The following is a 22,822-nucleotide window of genomic DNA, read 5'->3' on the forward strand; positions in this document are numbered from 1 at the left end:
GTTATAATTACAACAACAAAACAACATTTATGAAATCAATTCAACTATTTCAAAAATCCATTACCCTCGTTTTTATTAGCCTCATATTGGTGTTATCGTGTGAATCAGACGATACTCGAAGTACACCACCTCAAAATCAAGGCCCAGATCCAACAACCTTTGCTCAAAACTTTGGAAATGAGATCTCAAGAGATTTCTTAGGAACGGTTGTAGACACTAACAATGATCCTATCGAGAATGTGATGATTTCTATTGGTAGTTCAACTGCAATGACTGATAGTAATGGTGTTTTTATCATTAACAACGCCACAGTTAACCAACGCTTTGGATATATCAAAGCTGAAAAAGCAGGCTACATACATGCCTCACGTTCTCTAGTACCTACTAGCGGAACAAACAAAGTACGCATCATGATGCTGGCAGAAACTATTACGGGAACCACTTCAAGTGGTATGCAGGAAACCATTAGTTTGCCAGGAGGTGCTTCAGTAGATTTGGAAGGCGCCTATGTTAAACCAGATGGTAGTTTATATTCAGGAAGTGTAAATGTAATCATGCATCACTTAGATCCCGTAGATGAGAATATGCAAGACCAAATGCCTGGTATGTTGTATGCTGCTAATTCAGACAATGAGGAACGTATGCTTCAAACCTTCGGAATGCTGGCTGTAGAATTACGTGGTGAGAATGGCGAAGATTTAAATATAGCTGAAGGCTCAACTGCTGAAATAAAAGTGCCTCTTGATCCAAGCTTAATGACAGACGCTCCGCCTTCAATCCCTTTATGGTATTTTGATGAAACCAACGGCTATTGGGTTGAAGAAGGTGTTGCCCTTTTAATTGGTAACGAATACATAGGAACCGTAACTCATTTTTCATTTTGGAATTGTGATATTCCTACAGAATATGTTGATTTATGTGTCACTGTCGTGACTGAAAATGGCAATCCTGTTGCTAATAGCCAAGTCACGTTAACTAGCACAAACTTTGGAACAGGCACTGGTTATACTAATGAGAATGGTGAGACCTGCGGACTTGTGCCAAGTAATGAATCTTTAGAGCTCAATGTGTATAGCTATGATATTTGTGGAGATAGTCCGTTACACAATGAAACTACAGGACCGTTCACGGAAGATTCATCAATCACTATTACCTTGATGGAAAGTCCTAATATCATTTCTGAAACTGTGACTGGTACTTTTAATACTTGTAGTGATAATCCTGTAACAGACGGTTATATCAATTTGAGATATGGTAATCAAAATTTTATAGATGTTATATCTGATGGAGACTTTGAGATTAACCTTTTACGTTGTAATGCCGATAACACTTTTGGTTTAAAAGCATATGACTTTGTCAATGTTCAAGAAACAGATTCTCTTACCTATACCTTTACAACACCAGTTACTAATTTAGGCACCATTCAATCGTGTAATACTGTTGAAGAATTTATTACATATCAAGTCGATGATCATCCAGAAATTTCGTACTTCTTTAATGTTCAAGGTGGTTTGGATGGAGATTATTTGAGTGTGTTTTACTATTCTGAAAATCAGCAAAACATTTTTGAATTTTCTATAAACCCGTTTAACGGTCCAAACACTTATACCGACAGTTTTTTGTTGAATTTTTTCGATGAGAACAATGATGGAACAAGTCTGGAGACTGAATTTGAAGGCACGTTCAATGTCTCCTCCTTTGGTGACGTAGGAGAATACATTGATATTAACTTTAATGGTGTACTTATCGAGTATAATAGTCCAGATCAAATTCCAATATCTGGTACAATACATGTTCTAAGAGATTACTAATACAAAAAAAGCCTTCTCAAATGAGAAGGCTTTTTTCTTTCATAGCAATAGTTATTATCTTCCGCTTCGTCGTCGTCCACGATTATCACGAAATTCTTTCATTTTATTAGAAATAATATCTTGGTACTCTGTCTTATTCACTTCTTTTCCTTTATCTGGAGCTTCAATATCTACTTTATCTTGTGGGTTTATTACCAATTTAGAACATAGCATCGTTGTATTGCCTGCACTGACTTCAAGAATTAATCCTGGTAATCCCCAATATTCAGAAGGACCATGACTCACAGGTATTTGAGGTGAGTACCACGCTTCAACTTCGGTCATTGCAACCTCTGGTTCTTCTGTTGCTTCAGTGTCTCCATCAGCATTTTGTTTCGCAGCTTCGCTTCGTCTTAATTTGTCCCAGGAAAAATTATACCATGTTAACTCATCTGTTGGAATAGAAGCAGTAGCTTTAAAACACATATAGTTTCCTATCTGCTTAGATTCTGTTCCCATTTTCCATTCTATGGGCTGTAATTTATCTTTGACTAAGAATTGCTTCCCATAAAATTCCTGATCTTGTAATTGTATGTTCGTCTTCACATTTTTATATTGTTCTCCTGCAGCAAAGTTCTTTCCCCAAGAATCTGTGGCACCAGACATGGCATCTAACATGTCATTTTCTTTGAATATTGATTCTTCCTTATTGAAGGTCAATGTATAGGTTTTTTCCAAACGGTTTTTCATTCGAGCCATGACCTGCTTTTTTTGAGCTTCACTCAAACGTGCACCCCAACGGCCAAGATCCATGGTAGATTTGGAGATATAGGTCGCCTGTCCCTGAAAATCTTGAGCATTAAGATTTAGTGATACTAATGCACCGAAAGCTAATATGCCAATGCTTTTAACTAATGCGTTCATAATAATCGTAATAATTGATTAGTGTTTAACAAATTTAATAAAAAGTTAAACATAATTTACATCTTTATCATAATATTAACAATATCATTATTGATAATAGTAAATTCTTATATTGCTTGTAATTACGTCAAAATTAAATCAGACCTCTTATGAAAATTCAATACCTAACTTTTCTGTTTTCAGCCTTTCTAATATTCGCATCATGCTCTGACGACGACAATTCAGGAGGTGAACAAAATCCTAATCAGAATCAAGACCATAACCCAACAGCATTTGCTCAAAATTTTGGAAATGAGATCTCAAGAAATTTCTTAGGAACGGTTGTAGATACTAACAATGATCCTATTGAGAATGTAATGATTACCATAGGTAGCTCTACTGCAATGACTGATAGTAATGGTGTTTTTATCATTAATAATGCGACGGTCAATCAACGCTTCGGATATGTTAAAGCAGAGAAAACTGGTTATATCCATGCCTCAAGATCTGTAGTACCTAGTAGCGGAACAAACAAAGTGCGTATCATGATGCTGACAGAAACTATTACAGGAACCACTAATAGTGGCTCTCAAGAAACCATAAGTTTATCCAATGGCTCCAAAGTGGCTTTAGAAGGCGAATATGTTAAACTTGATGGCACTGTTTATGATGGAAATGTCAATGTTATTATGCATCATCTAGACCCAGTTGATAACAATATGCAAGATCAAATGCCAGGCATGCTTTATGCTGCAAACTCAGACAATGAAGAACGTATGCTTCAAACCTTCGGAATGTTAGCTGTTGAATTAAGAGGTGAGAATGGTGAAGATTTAAATTTAGCTGAAGGCTCAACTGCTGAAATTACAGTACCTTTAGATGCTAGCTTGATTGCTACAGCTCCTAGCACAATTCCGTTGTGGTATTTTGATGAAGATTATGGTTATTGGATTGAAGATGGTGAAGCTACATTAGTTGGCAATACTTATGTTGGAACGGTGTCGCATTTCTCATTTTGGAATTGTGATATTCCCAGAGGTGTGGTTACTTTATGCCTAAATGTGACAGACTCAAACGGAAATGACTTGACAGGAGTTACAGTAACACTTACAAGTGACTTATCAGGTTCTCGTGATGAAATCACAAATCATAAAGGGGAAGTTTGTGGATTAGTTCCAAGTAGCGAGACTCTTGTCATTAATACATCATTTGGTAATTGCCATCAAAACATCAACGTTATTGGTCCGTTTATAGAAGACTCATATGTTGAAATTGTCATTACAGATAATAGCTCAATAATTTCTGAAACAATAACAGGCAACTTTACCAATTGCGATCAACAGGCAATTGAAAAGGGATACGTGTTGGTTCAAACCGATTATTACTCATCATATCAATTAGTAACAGATGGCAGTATTGATACAACTATCCTGCGCTGTGCTAATGAAAGTGATTTTACTTTGCAAGCTCATGATGCCAGTACTTTTCAAAGTGCCAATGAGATGACGTTCTCTTTTACTACTCCAGTCACTGATATTGGAACCATAAGTGCTTGTGGCTCTAGTGTTCAATCCATCCAATACACGATTGATGGCACAGAAAATTTTGCATTTGTAGGCAGCATTATTAATAAAGTAAAACTAATATATAATACGAACAATTCAACGTTTCCTTTAAACACGTATTTGCTACAAATTGAAACATTCGCGAGTGAAGCACCTTGCTTCAGAATAATTGGTATACTAACACAAGATTTTAATACGCTTGAAGGTACTTATGACTATTGGTACATGGAAGATGAAAATGACAATAGAGGAATAACTTTTAGCACTGATGCTGATTGTGGTTATTTCGTGACACCTGATAATAATGCCGTTTTTAACTTAAATGGTGTTGGAGAAGTTGGTCAATTTATTGATTTAACTTTTTCACTAGATTATAATGACTCAGATGGTCAACTTCACACCATGGATGGAGTAATTCATGTTATCAGAGATCCAGATAATTAAACCGTCAGTCAAATTTAATAAACTAATTTAAATCTATTTTATTTTTTGCATTATATACAGTGCTTTGGAATGTTAATACTCAATAAAAAAGCCTTCTCAATTGAGAAGGCTTTTTATGCGTTAAGGATAGAGGCTTTGTTGGAGCTCTCCTCCTATGCATTAAGCTTTGGAGGAAGCGACTGCCGATAGCCTGATCCTCTTGTAGCATTAGCGAAAGAGGGAAACGCCCACAAATCCTATAAGGTATAGATGACTCTAAAAGTGATAAATCTTGGTTGAATGAACGTCTCTGAACTAAATACAGAGATGTTACCTGCACTGTTGTTTACACGAGCATCAATATCTAATAAGTTAGACGCTTTTAGCTCGTATTCCCATTTGGCATCTCTATCTTTCTTGTAAGCCAAACTCGCATCCCATGTTTGGAAAGATTGAGACGGTCTTACGCCATTATCTAATGTTAATCTTTCAATTTCATTTATCTTTATAGTCAAAGCGATTAAGGCATAATTGAATTATACATTCCCATAAGTAAATTTAATATATATCATAAAATATATAAATAAAAATTATGAATCGAACTTAAGTAACTTTGATAGAAATCTAAAAAACATTATTATGAAAAGTATTTTATTAGGATTACCACTATTTTTTTTAACCTTAAACTTTACAAGTACTGATACTGAAAACAAAGGAGTTGAGATCATTGACACAGATCAAGCCACCTTGTCTGTTAGATCTACTAGCGCATGTAATGAATTTTACGATATATTGGCTGCTCAAGCTGAGACAGATTTAGTCAATAATATGGTTTGGGCACTAGACAATGGATTTGGGAATGATGAATTTGTAACCGACACTATTTGGTGGGCTTATGAGTCTACAATGTCTGATATAAAAGCACAGAGAAAAGCCTATTGTAAATAAAACCAGAGTTTAGTTAACAGAAAAACCAGATTTTAGCTTAGAGCAGAAATCTGGTTTTTTTATGTTGAAAGCGTTCTAAAGAGAATAAGTCATCCTGAAGGTTATGAAGCGTGGCTGTACAAACGTTTCAGAACTAAATACAGAAATGTTACCACCTCCATTATTAACATTAGAATCTATATTTAATAAGTTTGAGGCTCTAATTGAATATTCTAGTTTTGCGTCTCTGTCTTTTCTATAACGCAAAGATGCGTTCCATGTTTTAAATGAATCAGACTGACCATTACCTTCCTGCAGTGTATAGCTGAAATTTGTTACAAACGTAATGGCATCCCATATATAGGCATCAAATTCAATTGATGGTGTACTAGTTGTAAAACGAGTAGAATTTGAACCTTGGTCTGTATTCCTTATGTTATAGGTATATCTTAAACTCACATTAGGTGCTTCTCTAAAGTTAGTTCTAATTTCTGGTCTATAGAGCTGATTAAAAGTTTCCAAAACAGACTGAACTCCTTGTACAAATTGATTATTTAAAGAGTAATTAAAGCTAGTTGTAAGACTGGCTCTAATTTTACCAAACGTACGTTGAACACGTCCTGAAGCGTTAAAACTTTCATCGGCAAATTGCGAGTTAAAAAATGTACTGGTTCTTATAACGCTCTCAAAATTTGTTAGAGGTCTGATTTGGTCAATATTTTTATTATAACTTAATCTTGCAAAGACATTGGTATAGTTGAACAAATTGAAACTACTATAAAACAGACTCAAATTATGAGATAAGGCATTTTGCAATTCTTGTTCTCCAAACTGAATGCTATTAAAGTTATTTAATACTAGACCTTCAGCAATATTGGTCACATCTGTAAACGTATTTCTCATGTTGTAATTAAAAAGTAAGCTCTCACTCTTTTTAAACTGAATTCGTGCTTCAAAATCTGGTAATACGTTAAAGAAATTATCTTTAAACGTCTCTCCAAATTGCGTGTTTTTATTGCTATATGCATGAAAAGAAACACCAGGAGTAAACGTAAATTTACCTGTTTTAAACCTATAATGTACGCCTAAGTAAAAATCACTAAAATTATACTCAACATCATTACTACCAGATAATGTATTACCATCTGTATCTTCGATATTAGGTGTTGGATTAAACAGCGAACCGTCATCTAAAAACTGAAAAATGTTGGAGTTAAATCTTTGATTACTTAAAATAGTTCCTAATGTAAAGTTGATATTACTTTTAGTATTAATGATATGATAATAATCTAATTTGGCATCTAATTGATTCGTCTTTATACGGTTTTCTTGATTGATATTATAACCAAATTGATCTGTATTAAAACCCAAACCTGCCGCTGTATTGTCAAAAGCATCTCTATTGCTAGGGTCTGGATCATTGTTATTGGTAGGATCATTAACTAATAAAGCATTATAGAATGGATCTTCATCGCTTATTAAGTGTTGGGCTTCGAATGCAAAAATATTATTCTCATTCAAAGTGTAATAGTAATTCAGATTCTGATTAATACTATATGGCTTTGCTTCGTCTAATTGATTAGTTTGCCCCACAACAGAAGAAAATACATCCTGTAGTTCTTGATCATCAGAAATACGACCTAGAATATCATAATCCAATTGATTATCAATATTTGGTTTATATGAAGCACTTAACTTGACAATAGCCTGATTTGTTGCCTCTCTACCTCTTTGTACAGTTGCCTCATCTGGTGGAAGACCAGTAGATTCGTCAATTGGAGTACTTGGATCGTCTTCAATTTCTATATAATCTGTAAAACTATCTTCACGAGTTCTTAGACGGCTACTATTATAAATTATAAATCCACTTAGATCTAAAGCTTTATTTGGAGAATAACTGAAATTAGCTGTTGCCAGTTTAGTTACTACTTCCTGAGCATTTTGAATACTGCCGAGTCCACTAAGCCCATTATTTCCTAAATTAATGTTCGTTCCACTAGTTGCACTCGGTCTTCTAAAACCACCACCAAAGTTTCGAATATCCCTATTTGTCAAGACAACTTCGCCAATATTATTCATATCGCCGATAATATTTAGACTATATTTTGGACTGTAATAAAATAATTTTGGTTGAAAAAGATACAATTCATTATTTGGTGATGGCGCAGAACCCGCTCCTGCTGTAATATCACCAAACCAAAAGTTCTCTTTACCTTCTTTTAATTTAATGTTTATAGCGACATTATCCTGATTATTTTGAACACTTCTCAATTGACCAACTTCGGAATAATTTCGCAGTACCTGAATTTTATCCACTGCATTTGATGGAATATTCTTTGTAGCAACTTTCGTATCACCGTCAAAAAAATCTTTTCCGTTGACCATGAGCTTATTAACGACCTTACCTTCGACCTCAATTTGACCGTCGTCATTAATTTCAACACCTGGTAATTTTTTGAGGACGTCTTCCAATTTTCGTTCTGATCCATTTTTGAAGGAATCCGCATTATATACTAATGTATCCCCTTTTATGGTTACAGGCATCTCATAGGTTAGCTCTACTGCATCAAGGGCGTTGTCACTTTTAAGTATGTAGTCTTTATTGATATTACTCTCTTTTGTTGTTATTTCTTCGGAAAGCGTCTTCATTCCAATATAACTCACCTGAACTGTATACGTAGTATTCTTTTCTAAATCGAGTTTAAAGAGTCCTTTATCATTTGTAATGGCATAAGACGCCATAGCTTTGGTCTCCTTATTAATAGCAATGACATTGGCCAGCTCTAAAGGGCTACCGATACTATCTTTAACAACACCTCGAACTGTAACTTGAGCACTAGCAAAACTTGTTACACATAGTAACGCTAGTAGGAATAGATTTTTCATCTGCTGATTTCTGTTTTGTTTGGTAAGTATTATAGTCATTTTGGAGTTATCTGTGATTGAGACAACTTTTATTGACTAACATTGGTTTGGTTATACTTCGTTTTAGATTAGAAATATATAGTTAAAGATTGTAATTTAATTTCTTCGTCCTCTACCTCGACCTCCATACATCTCTCTCATTTCCTGAATTTTATCTTTCATGATCTGATTGTATTCGTCTCGGGTTACGATTTCACCCTTTTCAGGTTTTTCAATTTCAAGCTTTTTATTTGGATTCATAATAATTTTAGTACACAACATCACTGTGCGATCTGCTGTCACCTCAAGAATTAACCCTGGCAATCCATGGTATTCTCCAGGACCAGTACTTACTGGTATTTGAGGTGTATACCAAGCAGTGACCACAACAAATTTTGGAACTTCCACGTCATCAAAAGGATCATCAGATGCTGTCTTTGTTGAGTCTGCTGTTTCTTCTCCTTCTTTCTTCTCTTCATCTTTTTTGTCATCGCCTCGGTTTCGTCTACGCATACTCATAAAATCCATTTCATCAACAGGTTTTGTGGTTGTGGCTTTAAAGCATGTATATTGTCCAATTTGCTTGGTTTCATTTTCTAGTTTCCATTCTAGCTTTGGTAAGGAATCACGAACTAAAAACTCTTTTCCAAAAAACTCCTGCTCTTGTAATATAACTCCAGACTTTACATCCTTATACTGAGGTCCTCCTGTAAAGCTACTCATCATTCCTCTCCAACGTCCACCACCAGAACCTGGTGTATCCAGCTTTTCTTCTTCTTTATAAGTAGACTCACTACGATTGAAATTAAGTACATAGGTTTTTTCCAACATACTTTTCATTCGTTCTGCAATTTGTCTTTTTTGCTGTTCACTCATTTGCCCTCCACCCCAACTACTCATGTCTACAGAGGTTTTAGTTTGATAAATGGCCTGCCCTTGAAAATCTTGAGCATTGGCATTAAGTGATAAAAATAGAAGTAAAACTATACTGCTAAATGTGGATACTAATTTTTTCATTTTTATAAGTCGATGGTTTTAAATTGTTTAACAAATCTAAACAAGAATTGAACAATAATTATTAATTTATAATAACATTAACGCTCAAATGTAATTTAATTAAAACAGTAAGACTCAAAAAAACACTAAATGTTAATTCAGTAAAGGTTAAAATTTTCTTAAAATATTTAACCCCCTATTCTAATCTCGATACTCTCACCATCTTGAGTTCGGGAATTTGATCGCATTCGCTCTTCCATTTCTTTTAATTTCTTGTCCATGATCTTATCATACGCCTCTTGATTGAGCGCTTTACCTTTTGTTGGTTCTGTAATATCTGATCCGTTTTTAGGATTGATAACAATCTTACTGCAAATCACAGTTTCACTACCATCATTAACCTCAAGAATTAAACCTGGAAGACCATGATAATTTCCTGGTCCGGCACTCACTGGAATTTGAGGTGTATACCAGGCAGTAATTGTAATCTCTTTCATTTTAGGGGTTTGGTCTCTACTCAGGTCTTTATCACCATTAACACTTATACCACTTTGTACGTCTTCGATCTCTCTGGTCATTGTGGCTTTAAAACAAGTATACTCACCTATATTCTTGGTTTCTGAACCAAGTGTCCAATCATGTACTTGTAAGCTATCCTTGATAAGAAACAGTTTACTAAAAGATTCGTTTTGATTGGTATATCGTTTCTCTTTCATGTTCTTGTACAACTTATCAGAACCTCCCGAACTCACCACAACCATCTGCATGCCTTGTGGTTGTGGTGGTGCTAACGATTCTTCCTCTGTATACATCGACTCTTCTTTATTGAAGGTCAAAATATAGGTTCTTTCAAATTGCTTCTTGAGCATTTCCATCATTTGTTGATGCATTTCAGAATTTACCTGAGTACTATCCAGTTTAATATCCACTTTTCGTTTTGACTTATAAGTCGCTACACCTTGAAAATCCTGAGCACTAACTTTAGAGACCAACAAAAGCGTTGACAGGACAACTAATTTTACTAATACTTTCATGATTACTCTTTGTTTTTGTAATATTTAATTGCTGCTTTTCTAATTTTCTTCACACTTTTTAAAAAATTACGTGCCTCTTCTTTTGTTCCTGTCACTTTGTAAGACAAGGTGCTTTTTTTTCCATTAGACATTATATTCCCGTTGCAAATGATTTCAAATGTAATGGCTTCATCTGCTTCGGTTTCGTCTAGAAGCTCTTTAATATCTCTCATGTTGAATGTGGATTCAACTTCTTCTGCTGAATCAACAGTTACTGAAATATTCAAATCGCTAATCTTCACTTCATCTGAATTAATTTTTCCATTGAAGTTATTCGTTTGTCCAAAACTAACTGTCGCGATTAAAAGTCCGATAATTGTAAATACTGTTTTCATTGTTTTTGGTTTTTTATGATTAATACACTACAAATGTAATTTTCACTATTGACGTTTTTAGTTAACCAGTGTTAACGTGTGTTAACCGATTAGTATTTAACGGTTTTAACATTTACTTTTGATTTATGAATGATTCTAAATACAGATACATATTATATGTCATCATCATTGTAATTATATCAACTATAGGAATTCAAGCCTATTGGAATTACAAGAATTACCTATCCAGTAAACAGCAACTTATTAATGATGTACAAGTAAGTTTGGATAAGGCAGTAGATGACTATTACACCGCTTTAGCTCAAAAAACGACTCTAGCCCTAAAACTTGAAGGCAGTGCTCAAAAAGATGTATTTAAAGATGGTGGTGTTCTCGATAGAATATCAAAGTCCATTGACGAATCAAAAGGCGAGTTTATTGAGATTGACTCTGCTGGCATTGAAAATCTTGAAGGCATAACAGTTCTGAGAGGTTTTGAAGTAGATTCTATGATAGAACAAGATCAGAAGTCAGAAAAGAAGTCGCTAAGCCCTGAAGAGTTTAAAGATTTAATCAAAGACATCAAAGCTAAGGATAGTGTTCAAATTGACATTTCTAATTTTGAGATGCTCACCTCAAAAGTTGTGATGACCATTAGCAATGACACTCTCAATATATCCCAAATTGATAGCTTATTTAAATTAGATTTGAATCGTAAAAACATAGATTTAGATTATCGTTTAGATTACAAAGCACCTGATACAGATAGTTTGATGGTTAATACGATAGAGCACAACAAAACCCATAAAAGTTTGTCAAAAGACAAATTATTCCTGAGTGCCACATCAAAGTCAACGCTATTACCAATGGGTAGCTCATTATCCATTGAATATAAAAATGAAACCTGGGTTGTATTACAACGTATCATTTGGGGAATTTTAATTTCCACCTTGTTAGTATTGGCAGTTATTAGTTGTTTATTCTACCTATTAAAAATCATAAAACATCAAAAGCAATTAGCCGAAGTAAAAAATGACCTCATCAGCAATATTACGCATGAATTCAAAACACCAATAGCAACAATCGGTGTTGCATTGGAGAGCATTCAAAACTTTAATGCTATAGACGATAAAGAAAAAGCCAAGACCTATCTGGACATGTCCCGAACACAACTGTCAAAGCTCAACACTATGGTAGAAAAACTCTTGGAAACTGCCTCTCTGGACAGTGAGAATTTGGAGCTCAATACCGATAGTTATAACATTTCCGAAGTGATCACAACCATTGCTGAAAAACATAAACTTCATAACACTGAAAAAACAATTACCTACACCGTAGAAGATGATATTTACGCCAATGTTGATATTTTTCATTTTGAAAACGCCATTAATAATATTGTAGACAATGCGTTTAAATATGGTGGAAACGACATCTTTATCGATCTTAAACGTCAGACATCACAGATAGATATTTCCATTGCTGATAATGGTAACTTCATATCTAAAGCCAATAAAGACAAAGTGTTTGAAAAGTTTTATCGCGTACCTCAGGGAAATACTCATGATGTCAAAGGCTTCGGAATTGGCCTGTATTACACCAAAAAAATAATTGAAAAACACCAAGGAACCATTTCATTAGACCTTAAGAATGGACTAACTACATTTAAAATTTCGCTACCAAATGTCTAAAACCACGATTTTACTTGCTGAAGATGAACCTGCTTTAGGACAGATCATAAAAGAGAGTTTAGAAACACGAGACTTTCATGTGCTCTTATGTCCTGATGGCGAAAAGGCTTTGGAAACCTATCAAAGTCAATCACCCGAAATTCTGGTCCTTGATGTGATGATGCCAAAAAAAGATGGGTTTACACTCGCAAAAGACATACGAGCTATAGACGATACCATCCCAATTATCTTTTTAACAGCAAAATCTCAAACACAGGATGTTGTTGAAGGCTTCACTATTGGCGGAAATGATTATCTAAAAAAACCATTTAGTATGGAAGAACTTATTGTAAGAATCAATAACCTTCTCCATCGTACCAAAGTTCAAAAAACATCAGATATTTTAAGCATAGGGGCATTTACCTTTGATTTTCCGAAGCAACAATTGCATTTCGAAAATGAATCGCAACAACTCACACACCGAGAAGCTCATTTATTATTTCATCTGATTAAGAATAAAAATCAAGTTTTGGATCGTTCGCTCATACTCAACAAACTCTGGGGAAATGACGATTTTTTCTCTGCGCGAAGTATGGATGTATTCATCAGTAAACTCCGAAAAAAACTTCAAAAAGATGAGACCATTCAAATCATCAATGTAAGAGGTTATGGTTACAAATTAGTGAATTAAAGCAATTTTCATTCTCCAATGAAGTTGTATTAATACTGGTTCAATTTTTGTACATTTCCGTTCTATACACTAAATATGACCTTTATTAGATATATTCTCTTATTGATGAGCACAATTACAGTGGCACAATCTCCTGTTGAATTAACTTTGGTGGACTCAATCTCAATAAAAGCCGATCAAATTATTGCCGTTGATAATTTTGAAACCATTTATTATCTAAAAAATAATATTCTATATAAGAAACCCAAAGCACAACCTGCAATCAATTACAGTAATGTGCAATTAGGTGTCCCAACAAGTATTAATGTCTTTAACCCCTTAAAGATTAATATGTTCTTTCAGGATTTCAATTCGGTTATCATTCTTGACAATCGTTTAGCTGAAATCTTTAAAATAGATTTTAATCTCATTCAACCTTATAAAAATGTAACGCATATTTCTACAGGTTATGACAACACGCTCTGGATTTTCAACCAAGACATTCAACAGCTGGAATTATACGATTATAAAAACGAGAAACTCAGAGTGACAACAGTACCTATTCAATCCAATGTATTGGATCTTAAGAGTGATTACAATTACTGCTGGATGCTTACTGAAAACTATTTATACCAATACACTTACTTTGGAAGTTTAATATCAAAGATTGAGAACAAAGGTTATACTTCACTTGTAGTGGATAACGAAAACCTCATTCTCAGATCAGATGAAGGCTTATTTTACAAGTCGAAAAAAAGCGATGAAATCATTCAGTTAGAAACACCTAAATTGTTAATAAATCAGTTTTTACTAACCAATGAAACCTTGTATATTTACGATTCGGAAAAACTTCATGAATACCAACTAAAAATCGATTAGATATGCATGTTGCAGTTGCAGGAAATATAGGTGCTGGAAAAACAACACTCACTAAATTATTAGCAAAACACTTCAGATGGGAACCGCAACTGGAAGACGTGGTTGACAATCCATATCTAGACGATTTCTACAATCAAATGGAACGTTGGAGTTTTAACTTACAAGTCTATTTCCTCAATAGCAGGTTTCGTCAGGTTGCGCAAATTCGTCAGAGTGGTAAAGACATCATTCAAGACAGAACCATATACGAAGACGCGCACATTTTTGCACCTAACCTTCATGCAATGGGATTGATGACCAATCGCGATTTTGAGAATTATCGTTCCCTTTTTGATCTTATGGAAGGATTTGTAGAAGGCCCAGACTTGCTAATTTACTTACGTAGTACCATTCCAAATTTGGTCTCTCAGATCCATAAACGAGGTCGCGATTATGAAAACTCGATTAGTATCGATTATTTAAGTCGCCTGAACGAACGCTACGAAGCTTGGATACATGGTTACAACAAAGGAAACTTACTTATTATTGACGTTGACAATTTAGATTTTGTTGCCAACCCAGAAGATCTTGGTGGTATCATCAATAAGATTGATGCTCAAATAAACGGATTGTTTTAATCAGACAAATTTATTGATAAACCCATTTGCTCTGGCATGTTCAATAGCTTGAGCACTACTTTCTACCAATAGTACAGGAGTTTGATCATATTGATTAAATAAAGAGCGTACACGAAGCATTTTCTTTTTGTGTTTAACACTTCTCAAGTAAATTGCCATGACCTGATCAGGAAAGGTTTTTGCTAGTTCAATATAAATATCTGCATCATACTCACCACTATCACCAATGAGTATAAATTTCAAATCAGGATACGCTTTCAAAATATTGATGATCTCGATTTGTTTTTGAGGTTGATCACCAGATTTCTTTTTGAAAATATCCTTAAAGCTTCTCAGCAGGATTGGACCTTTTGGGAAGTCGTTTTGCTTTAGAAAAAATTCGAGGTATCTGTAGAGGTTCCACGGACTATGACTGACATAAAATATGGGATTGGCATTAGCTCCAGACACACCACGATGTAGTTTATGATAGAATTCAGCAGCACCTTCCAATGGAATTCGGCTAGCCGCACTTTTAAAAATACTATTGAATAACACTTTCCATTTCAAGGTCGAAGCAACTCCTGTGTGAATAATAGTATCATCAATATCACTAATCACACCATAGTCGGCTTTTTTTGAAGGAATTAATAACTCTCCAGGAAAGCGATTAGATTTTTGTATACTTCTACTGATATTAGCATCATCATAAGACACTTCCATATTAAGCCAACCTTCGGCATTTGCTAAACTATGCAGATCATTTACCTGCTCATCAATTTTAAAATAACCATGATCGTCTGTAACTGTTTTTAAGATGATTCCGTTAGGTAATTTGATTTTGAGTGTTGTGTTCTTAATCTCATCGGTTTCAAATCGTTTCCACGAATTGATAAATAAGCCAAACAATCCTTTTTGCTCTAAATTTATCGTTTCGTCTTCCAAAGCACGACCACGCATATAAAAGTGTGTATCTGTACCATAACTTTGAAATGTAATGATTTGTAAAGGATCTTTCTTGAACCAGTTCATCTAAGACGATTAGAATTTAAAAACTAAAATTAATAAAAAAGCCACGATAAACGTGGCTTTTTAAAATTTATGATTTGGACGATTACTTATTAACCTCCATTTTCTTAATTACTTTTTTAGCGTCACCTTCAGTAGCTACCTTTGATTTTTCGAACGCTTCTAACTTCGCTTCAACTTCAGCTTCAGTACCTGAGAAATTTTCTTCTCTTGTGATTTCTTCACCGTTTTCAATGGTTGTATAAGTAATAGTTGCCTGAGCAAGGTCGTTAGATACTTCCATTGTCTTTTCAACTTTTACGTCTCCATCAGCTAAACCTTCCTCTGAAGTATGTCCGCCTAAAATTGGAGCAATCACTAAACCAACTAAACAGGTTAATTTGATTAGGATGTTCATTGATGGTCCTGAAGTATCTTTAAATGGATCTCCAACAGTATCACCAGTTACAGCAGCTTTGTGTGCATCAGAACCTTTATATGTCATTTCTCCATTAATCTCAACACCAGCTTCAAAAGACTTCTTAGCATTATCCCAAGCACCACCAGCATTATTCTGGAAGATTGCCCACATTACACCAGACACACAAACACCAGCCATATATCCACCTAATGGTTCAGCACCAAACACTAATCCGATGATGATAGGAGTTATAATGGTAATTAAACCAGGTAAGATCATTTCTTTAAGTGCAGCTTTTGTTGAAATATCAACACATTTTGCATATTCAGGAGTTCCAGTTCCTTCCATAATTCCAGGAATCTCTTTAAACTGACGACGTACCTCTTGTACCATTTCCATAGCAGCTTTACCAACAGATTGCATAGCTAATGCAGAGAAGATTACTGGAATCATACCTCCTACAAATAACATTGCTAATACATCAGCTTTAAAGATGTTAATTCCGTCAATTCCTGTAAAGGTGACATAAGCTGCAAATAAAGCTAAAGCTGTTAAGGCAGCAGATGCAATAGCAAACCCTTTACCAACAGCAGCAGTTGTATTACCCACTGAATCTAATATATCTGTACGCTCACGAACGTGAGGTTCTAATTCACTCATTTCAGCAACACCACCTGCATTATCAGCAATTGGTCCAAAGGCATCAATAGCTAACTGCATTGCAGTTGTTGCCATCATTGCAGATGCTGCTAAAGCTACTCCATAAAATCCAGCTAATGCATAAGATCCATAGATAGCTGCAGCAAATAAGATTACTGACAAGAATGTTGATTTCATACCAACTGCTAAACCAGCAATGATATTAGTTGCCGCTCCTGTAGAACTATTTTTAACAATATCTAAAACAGGCTTCTTTCCTAAAGACGTGTAGTATGCTGTCACTACAGAAATCAGGGCACCTACTGCTAATCCAATCAATGTTGAGTAAAATACATGTCTTGAAGGAATTTCCTTCATACCTTCACCAAAGAATTTCATAGTCATCGTTTCTGGTAACATCAAGTCGATTAAGAACCATCCTGCAACTGCAGTGATTAAAATCGCTACCCAGTTTCCTAGGTCTAATGCTTTTTGTACCTGAGGTTCTTTAGCGTCGTTATTAGAAATCTTAACTAAGAATGTTCCAATAATAGATGCTAAGATTCCAACACCTGCAATTACAATTGGTAGTAAGATAGGTCCCATGTTATTAAAAGCATCTGTAAACTGAGTTGTAGCAGACATATCTTTAATAAGGTAATTACCTAATACCATAGCCGCTAATACTGTGGCTACATAAGACCCAAACAGATCGGCTCCCATACCTGCAACATCACCTACATTATCACCTACGTTATCTGCAATGGTTGCTGGGTTACGTGGATCATCCTCTGGAATTCCTGCTTCAACTTTACCAACTAAATCAGCTCCTACATCGGCAGCTTTGGTATAGATACCACCACCTACTCTTGCAAATAATGCGATAGATTCAGCACCTAATGAGAAACCAGCTAAGGTTTCTAACACTACGGTCATATTATTATAAAATGTTCCTGTTTCGCCCATAAACTGGCTTACAAAGAACATGAAGAACAAACTCAATCCTAATACAGCTAAACTAGCTACACCAAGTCCCATTACAGTTCCACCACCAAATGACACTTTAAGTGCTTGTGGTAAACTCGTTTTAGCAGCTTCTGCAGTACGCGCATTAGCCTCTGTAGCAATTCGCATTCCGATATTTCCTGCTAGTGCAGAGAATATTGCACCAAATATAAATGCTGGAACAATCATCCAACTTGTAGTATCTACCACTTGAGAAATTCCAAATAAAGCCGCTGATGCAATGACTACAAATATTAATAATAATCTGTATTCAGCAGCTAAAAATGCTAAAGCACCTTCTTTAATTGCCTTTGAGATTTCCTGCATTTTTTCACTTCCGGCAGCTTGTTTTTTTACCCAAGCCATCTTTATTAGCATAAAGATCAGCCCTAAAATTGCCAATCCGATTGGCACTAAAATCATATTTGATTCCATATTGTAGTTTATTTGATTTGTTATTTAGCTGCGCAAAAGTAGTGAAAACCATTAAAACAAAAAAAACCCTTCGCGTTTATTACGAAGGGTTGACGACTCAATTGTTGTTTATAAATTAAATGGTGAAGTCACCATTGGTTTTATGCACACTGTTTTCGTATCTGTCTATACACTTATTCAGGATATCATATGCTTCTTTAGCATCACCCCATCCACCAACATCAACTTTCTTTTTTTCGAGATCTTTATACACCTGAAAGAAATGTGTGATCTCTTCTTTTCTGTGTGGATTTAAATCGGTAATATCCTCATAGCTGTTCCAGATTGGATCAGTTACAGGAACACAGATCAATTTTTCATCAGGCCCTTTTTCATCTGCCATATGGAACACACCAATAGGCTTCACCTCCATGACACACATAGGAAATGTAGGCTCTGTTCCCATGACTAATACATCTAATGGATCACCATCTAAAGCCAAAGTTTCTGGGATAAAACCATAATCTCCTGGATACATCATTGATGAGAATAACATACGATCAAAGCGTATTTTATTCAATTCAAAATCATATTCATACTTATTACGACTCCCTTTTGGGATTTCGATTAATACATCAAAGGTTAATTTTCCGGCTGTTGTCATTATACTATGGTTTATCCTACTGAATTTGAATTACTATTCAAATTTCGGGCTGCAAAGATAGTGTATTGTTTGAGTTTAACAATTAAAATAGTAGGTGTTTTTCTTAAATATTGTAATTAAAAACTAAAGTTACAGCTATCCTTATAACAGATAGGGATAATGATTATCTTTATGAAGACAAAACACATGTGTACCACATTAAAAATCAACACAAATGATTAGAATATCTTTAGTTTTTATAGTATTACTTATTTGTTATCAATCTTACGGACAAAAGCCAAGAGCAAGGGATTTAGGAATTCCATTTGTTGGTGTAACTGGAGAATTCAATGCAATTACAGATGTAAAAGGTGTGGAGGTTGGATATAGCACAATTATTTCGGGTGATGGAGAAAATATTTTAGGCAGAGGACCTATTAGAACTGGAGTTACTGCTATATTCCCAAGAGGAAAAGCCAAAAAATTTAGTCCGGTTTACGCCAATTGGTATAGTCTAAACGGAAATGGGGAAATGACAGGTACAACTTGGGTAACTGAATCAGGCTTTCTTGAAACGCCAATAATGATAACCAATACTAATAGTGTTGGCGAAGTAAGACAAGCTGTACTTAAATGGTTTGTTGATACGGATTGGTACAGTGGAGAAAACTGGTGGTATACCTATCCAGTAGTAGCGGAAACATATGATGGGTTTCTTAATGATATTTACGGATTTCATGTGAAAGACAAGCACGTTTTAGAGGCCATAGAGAATTCTTCAAATGGAAAAATAGCTGAAGGAAATGTTGGCGGAGGAACTGGAATGATGTGTTTAGGTTTTAAAGGAGGTACAGGAACGTCATCAAGAGTTTTTAAAATTAAAGATTCAACGTATACCGTTGGAGTAATTGTACAATCTAATTTTGGAGCTAAAAGAAATTTATCAATCGCAGGTGTTCCTGTTGGAATTGAATTAAAAGACACCTTAAATTACGAGTATAATGCGCCTCCAAAATCAAGACGACAAGAAGGAGATGGTTCAATTATAGTGATAGTTGCAACCGATGTTCCTTTATTACCACATCAATTAAAAAGAATTGCTCAAAGAATTCCTTTGGGAGTAGGTATTGTTGGCGGACGAGGAAGTAATGGTTCTGGAGACATATTTTTAGCATTTTCAACCGCAAATGAAAAGGCATTTAGTCGTGATGAAATGACCACTGTAGAGACCATGTCGAATGATTTACTTATGCCAGTTTTTGAAGCCACTGTCCAAGCTGTTGAAGAAGCAATCATTAATGCAATGGTAGCTGCTGAAACTATGGAAGGCATTAATGGAAATAAGGCGTATGCTATTCCACACGATCTACTTATTGAAACTTTAAAAAAGTATAATCGGATAAAAAAATAAAGTGGTACAACAATGACTATGAGTAATTCTAACCTAAGCAATTACTCATAGCCGACACCGTTGCGCACCACAATTTTGAACCTATGACAAACATCATAAGAAAAGCAATAGTCATTTTTAGTCTAACCGCTGTTACAAATTTTTCATTTGCTCAAACAAGCAAAAATGACTCTATTACATCAGAAGGATATAAACTTAACCTAGAATACAATGTAATGAACAATATTACATTGGATAATCCTAGGAGGTACAAGAATAAGAAGCGTTATAAGTTTATCGAAAAGGGAGTTTACCTTGATCTTAAAGAGAAAGACGTTTTCAAATATAGAATGAGTATATCATATGTATTAGAGTCTGATAAAACCAACAATCAATATCCACTTGAAGATATTCTAGATAAGTACTTATTATTCGTGTCTCATGAATTCGGAAAAAAGAAGAATATGTTTAAAATTGAATTAGGTGGTGATTTAGACGATATTATAAAAGCTAAAAATGAGATCATTGGAAGAAAAATCTTTAATCGAGATTCTATTGGAGAAGACAAAAAAATATATGTGAATCTTGTAATTGAGTAAATGAAAAAATCTCTACTATTTTCCTTAGTCTATTTCCTATTACTAACACAACTTAAAGTCTAAACAACAAAACTTCCACGAACACGTTAGGTTATCATTATGAGACATCTTCTGTTCGTTTTTTTAATTGTAATATCAACGTCATCCTGTAGTCAAAATTTAGACCAGTTAATTTGTGATATTTCAGACTCAAATATTGTTGAATATGAACACATTGGAATTGGAGGATGGACCGGACCGAACTACACAAATTTTGAAGAATTAAGTAAAAAAGCAACTACTAATCAACTTCTGGTCTTGTTAGCACATGAAAACCCAGTAGTTACATGTTATGCCAGTTGGGCATTAATTGAACAAGAGTATAAAAATCTTCCAAACGTTTTTAAAACGCTACTTATAGATGAGCGAACAGTCAAAACACATTCTGGCTGCCTCATTAATGAAGATAAAATATCAAGAGAATTCTATTATAGATATTGGAATTTAGTACAAATGGAAAAGGCTGAAGATGATGTCCTTTTTGAGCTTGATAAAATCATCATTAAACAAGAAGATCCTGATTGGCTATTGCTATGCAGAGCTTTAGATAACAGAATGTACGATGATAATTACAAGCGCTTAATTTACAAACTCGGCTTCGAAAAGAATTATAAAGAAGCTATCTTTTATTTATGTAATTGGCACAGGTCTGAATACAACTATGAACTTCAATTATTTCTTGTTGAGGCATTAAAAAAAACATACTTTAATGGTAAGAACTCATCAACCTACTACAGGTTTTTAGACGAATTGATAAAATTTAACAACAAAGATGTACATGATTTTATATTGCATAAGTACAGAACAGACAAGCCCAACATCAATGACATTGAAAATTTTAAAAGCCTGCTTGAGCGACACAACCTTTTCTAAATATTGACACTATCAAAAATGACTACACAGTTAATCGCTATGACATTTTCAGGATAATCACGCATTCAATTGTTACATATATAAACCGCATTCAATGAAACAATTCATATTTATTTTCTTTCTTGTAACTAACGCATTTTATGCTCAAATCACACCTTTCGAAGGTAAACTTTTAGATTATTATAACAATGAACCTGTGGCATTCGCCCATATAAAATTTAAAAATTCAAGTACTGGCGTTTCAACAACCAACGATGGAAATTTTAAACTCGTTATAGATAATGCTCTTTTAAAGTCTAAAGTACACATCTCTTGTTTGAGCTATAAAGACACTTTAGTTAATGCTAGTGAATTACAGAATAAAATTTTTCACTTACAACCTAAAGCAGAAATATTGGATGAAGTTATAGTAGAAAAATATGAATCTAAAGAAATTTCGTTTGGCTCTACAAAGGGAAAAAGAACAAACAGACATCTACATAGGCGAGACACTATAATGATAGCCCAGTTTATTAATGGTAATAAAATAGATTCAACTTATAACTACCTGAAAACAGTAACACTGAAATTTACTAACAAAATCATTACGCCTTCACAAGCCAGAATTCGAATTTTTGATAGAAATGAAGTTACAGGCGCTCCTGAAAATGATCTACTCTCAGAAAGCGTCATCATTACAATTACCAGAAATCAAAAGATCTATGACATCGATTTTTCTGAATTTGTAATTGAAGTACCTAAAGATGGTTTTTTTGTTGCCATTGAAAAATTTATTGTTCCAATGAATAGGTGCTTTATTGCTCCTATTGAACGTTCTACATATCCTAGATATACCGCAGAATTTAAAAAGAAAACATATTCAGAAGATTCTGAAAAATCAAAACTATTAAGCTTTGAAAAATATCGAAACGAAGTGACGCTCTATGCGCCTGTAATCTATTTAACTGAAAAAAAAGCAAAACATGAAGATTTTGGCGACTTATACTCTCTAAATTCTAATCAATGGGAAATGTATAAAAACACAGGCAACGGCTTTATAATTCCTATGGAAATAGTTCTATCTAACTAGAGTTCAAAAGCGATA

At 34.5% G+C, this 22,822-nt stretch carries 20 protein-coding genes; 11 read left to right on the forward strand and 9 right to left on the reverse strand.

Annotation, left to right across the window (positions count from 1 at the left end; translation table 11 throughout):
* The first annotated feature begins 29 nt into the window (after positions 1–29).
* Positions 30–1,811 (forward strand): hypothetical protein, encoded by a 1,782-nt coding sequence (locus tag Q0951_RS14555; protein WP_299338313.1) that lies wholly within the window; start codon positions 30–32, stop codon positions 1,809–1,811.
* 54 nt (positions 1,812–1,865) lie between these two features.
* Here the strand turns inward: Q0951_RS14555 and Q0951_RS14560 are convergent, their stop codons facing one another.
* Positions 1,866–2,714, reverse strand: coding sequence for a GLPGLI family protein (locus Q0951_RS14560; RefSeq protein ID WP_299338316.1), 849 nt, complete (start codon positions 2,712–2,714; stop codon positions 1,866–1,868).
* 149 nt (positions 2,715–2,863) lie between these two features.
* Here Q0951_RS14560 and Q0951_RS14565 point away from each other — a divergent pair, with 149 nt between their 5' ends.
* Positions 2,864–4,702 carry a carboxypeptidase-like regulatory domain-containing protein gene (locus Q0951_RS14565; RefSeq protein WP_299338319.1) on the forward strand — a complete coding sequence of 613 codons (1,839 nt, stop codon included), beginning with the start codon at positions 2,864–2,866 and terminating at the stop codon, positions 4,700–4,702.
* A gap of 236 nt (positions 4,703–4,938) precedes the next feature.
* Here the strand turns inward: Q0951_RS14565 and Q0951_RS14570 are convergent, their stop codons facing one another.
* Entirely contained in the window at positions 4,939–5,196 is a 258-nt protein-coding gene (locus Q0951_RS14570) for a hypothetical protein (RefSeq protein ID WP_299338321.1), read from the reverse strand.
* A 124-nt stretch (positions 5,197–5,320) separates the two neighbouring features.
* On the opposite strand from Q0951_RS14570, the gene Q0951_RS14575 reads away from it, so the two are divergent.
* Positions 5,321–5,629, forward strand: coding sequence for a hypothetical protein (locus Q0951_RS14575; protein ID WP_299338324.1), 309 nt, complete (start codon positions 5,321–5,323; stop codon positions 5,627–5,629).
* Positions 5,630–5,704: 75 nt separating this feature from the next.
* Here the strand turns inward: Q0951_RS14575 and Q0951_RS14580 are convergent, their stop codons facing one another.
* From Q0951_RS14580 to Q0951_RS14595, 4 genes are all read right to left on the reverse strand, one after another.
* Positions 5,705–8,494 carry a carboxypeptidase-like regulatory domain-containing protein gene (locus Q0951_RS14580; protein ID WP_299338327.1) on the reverse strand — a complete coding sequence of 930 codons (2,790 nt, stop codon included), beginning with the start codon at positions 8,492–8,494 and terminating at the stop codon, positions 5,705–5,707.
* A gap of 135 nt (positions 8,495–8,629) precedes the next feature.
* Positions 8,630–9,529: a GLPGLI family protein gene (locus Q0951_RS14585; RefSeq protein ID WP_299338330.1), complete on the reverse strand. Its 900-nt coding sequence runs from the start codon at positions 9,527–9,529 to the stop codon at positions 8,630–8,632.
* A gap of 167 nt (positions 9,530–9,696) precedes the next feature.
* Positions 9,697–10,542, reverse strand: coding sequence for a GLPGLI family protein (locus Q0951_RS14590; RefSeq protein WP_299338333.1), 846 nt, complete (start codon positions 10,540–10,542; stop codon positions 9,697–9,699).
* Between the two features lie 2 nt (positions 10,543–10,544).
* Positions 10,545–10,916, reverse strand: coding sequence for a hypothetical protein (locus Q0951_RS14595; RefSeq protein WP_299338336.1), 372 nt, complete (start codon positions 10,914–10,916; stop codon positions 10,545–10,547).
* Positions 10,917–11,041: 125 nt separating this feature from the next.
* Between Q0951_RS14595 and Q0951_RS14600 the strand changes: the two genes are divergently transcribed.
* From Q0951_RS14600 to Q0951_RS14615, 4 genes are all read left to right on the forward strand, one after another.
* The gene (locus tag Q0951_RS14600) at positions 11,042–12,583 is read left to right on the forward strand and encodes a HAMP domain-containing sensor histidine kinase (protein WP_299338338.1); all 1,542 of its coding nucleotides are present in this window, start codon (positions 11,042–11,044) and stop codon (positions 12,581–12,583) included.
* The gene (locus tag Q0951_RS14605; RefSeq protein WP_299338341.1) at positions 12,576–13,253 is read left to right on the forward strand and encodes a response regulator transcription factor; all 678 of its coding nucleotides are present in this window, start codon (positions 12,576–12,578) and stop codon (positions 13,251–13,253) included. The genes Q0951_RS14600 and Q0951_RS14605 overlap by 8 nt, the downstream gene beginning before the upstream one ends.
* Positions 13,254–13,358: 105 nt before the next feature.
* Positions 13,359–14,111, forward strand: a complete 753-nt coding sequence (locus Q0951_RS14610) for a hypothetical protein (protein ID WP_299338344.1) — start codon at positions 13,359–13,361, stop codon at positions 14,109–14,111.
* 2 nt (positions 14,112–14,113) lie between these two features.
* Positions 14,114–14,728: a deoxynucleoside kinase gene (locus tag Q0951_RS14615; protein ID WP_299338347.1), complete on the forward strand. Its 615-nt coding sequence runs from the start codon at positions 14,114–14,116 to the stop codon at positions 14,726–14,728.
* Here Q0951_RS14615 and Q0951_RS14620 read toward each other — a convergent pair whose 3' ends face one another.
* The 3 genes from Q0951_RS14620 to Q0951_RS14630 all read right to left on the reverse strand — a co-directional run bounded on the left by Q0951_RS14620 (position 14,729) and on the right by Q0951_RS14630 (position 18,858).
* The gene (locus Q0951_RS14620; RefSeq protein ID WP_299338349.1) at positions 14,729–15,739 is read right to left on the reverse strand and encodes an App1 family protein; all 1,011 of its coding nucleotides are present in this window, start codon (positions 15,737–15,739) and stop codon (positions 14,729–14,731) included. It abuts the gene before it with no gap.
* A gap of 82 nt (positions 15,740–15,821) precedes the next feature.
* Positions 15,822–18,215 carry a sodium-translocating pyrophosphatase gene (locus Q0951_RS14625; RefSeq protein ID WP_299338352.1) on the reverse strand — a complete coding sequence of 798 codons (2,394 nt, stop codon included), beginning with the start codon at positions 18,213–18,215 and terminating at the stop codon, positions 15,822–15,824.
* A 115-nt stretch (positions 18,216–18,330) separates the two neighbouring features.
* Entirely contained in the window at positions 18,331–18,858 is a 528-nt protein-coding gene (locus Q0951_RS14630) for an inorganic diphosphatase (protein ID WP_299338355.1), read from the reverse strand.
* Positions 18,859–19,072: 214 nt separating this feature from the next.
* On the opposite strand from Q0951_RS14630, the gene Q0951_RS14635 reads away from it, so the two are divergent.
* From Q0951_RS14635 to Q0951_RS14650, 4 genes are all read left to right on the forward strand, one after another.
* Positions 19,073–20,248, forward strand: a complete 1,176-nt coding sequence (locus Q0951_RS14635; protein WP_299338358.1) for a P1 family peptidase — start codon at positions 19,073–19,075, stop codon at positions 20,246–20,248.
* A gap of 83 nt (positions 20,249–20,331) precedes the next feature.
* Complete coding sequence (locus Q0951_RS14640) at positions 20,332–20,826, forward strand: hypothetical protein (RefSeq protein WP_299338361.1); 495 nt, start codon at positions 20,332–20,334, stop codon at positions 20,824–20,826.
* Between the two features lie 99 nt (positions 20,827–20,925).
* Positions 20,926–21,738 (forward strand): hypothetical protein, encoded by an 813-nt coding sequence (locus Q0951_RS14645; protein ID WP_299338364.1) that lies wholly within the window; start codon positions 20,926–20,928, stop codon positions 21,736–21,738.
* A 94-nt stretch (positions 21,739–21,832) separates the two neighbouring features.
* Positions 21,833–22,807: a carboxypeptidase-like regulatory domain-containing protein gene (locus Q0951_RS14650; protein ID WP_299338366.1), complete on the forward strand. Its 975-nt coding sequence runs from the start codon at positions 21,833–21,835 to the stop codon at positions 22,805–22,807.
* The last annotated feature ends 15 nt before the right edge of the window (positions 22,808–22,822 follow it).

It is taken from the genome of uncultured Psychroserpens sp., assembly GCF_947501425.1.
In the GTDB taxonomy this organism is placed as follows: Bacteria; Bacteroidota; Bacteroidia; order Flavobacteriales; family Flavobacteriaceae; genus Psychroserpens.

Excerpts from the sequence above, each read along its gene's own strand:
- Q0951_RS14595 (WP_299338336.1), bottom strand. The coding sequence starts at position 10,916 with ATGAAAACAGTATTTACAATTATCGGACTTTTAATCGCGACAGTTAGT.
- Q0951_RS14630 (WP_299338355.1), bottom strand. The coding sequence starts at position 18,858 with ATGACAACAGCCGGAAAATTAACCTTTGATGTATTAATCGAAATCCCA.
- Q0951_RS14640 (WP_299338361.1), top strand. The coding sequence starts at position 20,332 with ATGACAAACATCATAAGAAAAGCAATAGTCATTTTTAGTCTAACCGCT.
- Q0951_RS14635 (WP_299338358.1), top strand. The coding sequence starts at position 19,073 with ATGATTAGAATATCTTTAGTTTTTATAGTATTACTTATTTGTTATCAA.
- Q0951_RS14605 (WP_299338341.1), top strand. The coding sequence starts at position 12,576 with ATGTCTAAAACCACGATTTTACTTGCTGAAGATGAACCTGCTTTAGGA.
- Q0951_RS14590 (WP_299338333.1), bottom strand. The coding sequence starts at position 10,542 with ATGAAAGTATTAGTAAAATTAGTTGTCCTGTCAACGCTTTTGTTGGTC.
- Q0951_RS14620 (WP_299338349.1), bottom strand. The coding sequence starts at position 15,739 with ATGAACTGGTTCAAGAAAGATCCTTTACAAATCATTACATTTCAAAGT.
- Q0951_RS14650 (WP_299338366.1), top strand. The coding sequence starts at position 21,833 with ATGAAACAATTCATATTTATTTTCTTTCTTGTAACTAACGCATTTTAT.
- Q0951_RS14555 (WP_299338313.1), top strand. The coding sequence starts at position 30 with ATGAAATCAATTCAACTATTTCAAAAATCCATTACCCTCGTTTTTATT.
- Q0951_RS14560 (WP_299338316.1), bottom strand. The coding sequence starts at position 2,714 with ATGAACGCATTAGTTAAAAGCATTGGCATATTAGCTTTCGGTGCATTA.
- Q0951_RS14575 (WP_299338324.1), top strand. The coding sequence starts at position 5,321 with ATGAAAAGTATTTTATTAGGATTACCACTATTTTTTTTAACCTTAAAC.
- Q0951_RS14600 (WP_299338338.1), top strand. The coding sequence starts at position 11,042 with ATGAATGATTCTAAATACAGATACATATTATATGTCATCATCATTGTA.
- Q0951_RS14625 (WP_299338352.1), bottom strand. The coding sequence starts at position 18,215 with ATGGAATCAAATATGATTTTAGTGCCAATCGGATTGGCAATTTTAGGG.
- Q0951_RS14615 (WP_299338347.1), top strand. The coding sequence starts at position 14,114 with ATGCATGTTGCAGTTGCAGGAAATATAGGTGCTGGAAAAACAACACTC.
- Q0951_RS14645 (WP_299338364.1), top strand. The coding sequence starts at position 20,926 with ATGAGACATCTTCTGTTCGTTTTTTTAATTGTAATATCAACGTCATCC.
- Q0951_RS14580 (WP_299338327.1), bottom strand. The coding sequence starts at position 8,494 with ATGAAAAATCTATTCCTACTAGCGTTACTATGTGTAACAAGTTTTGCT.
- Q0951_RS14610 (WP_299338344.1), top strand. The coding sequence starts at position 13,359 with ATGAGCACAATTACAGTGGCACAATCTCCTGTTGAATTAACTTTGGTG.
- Q0951_RS14565 (WP_299338319.1), top strand. The coding sequence starts at position 2,864 with ATGAAAATTCAATACCTAACTTTTCTGTTTTCAGCCTTTCTAATATTC.
- Q0951_RS14585 (WP_299338330.1), bottom strand. The coding sequence starts at position 9,529 with ATGAAAAAATTAGTATCCACATTTAGCAGTATAGTTTTACTTCTATTT.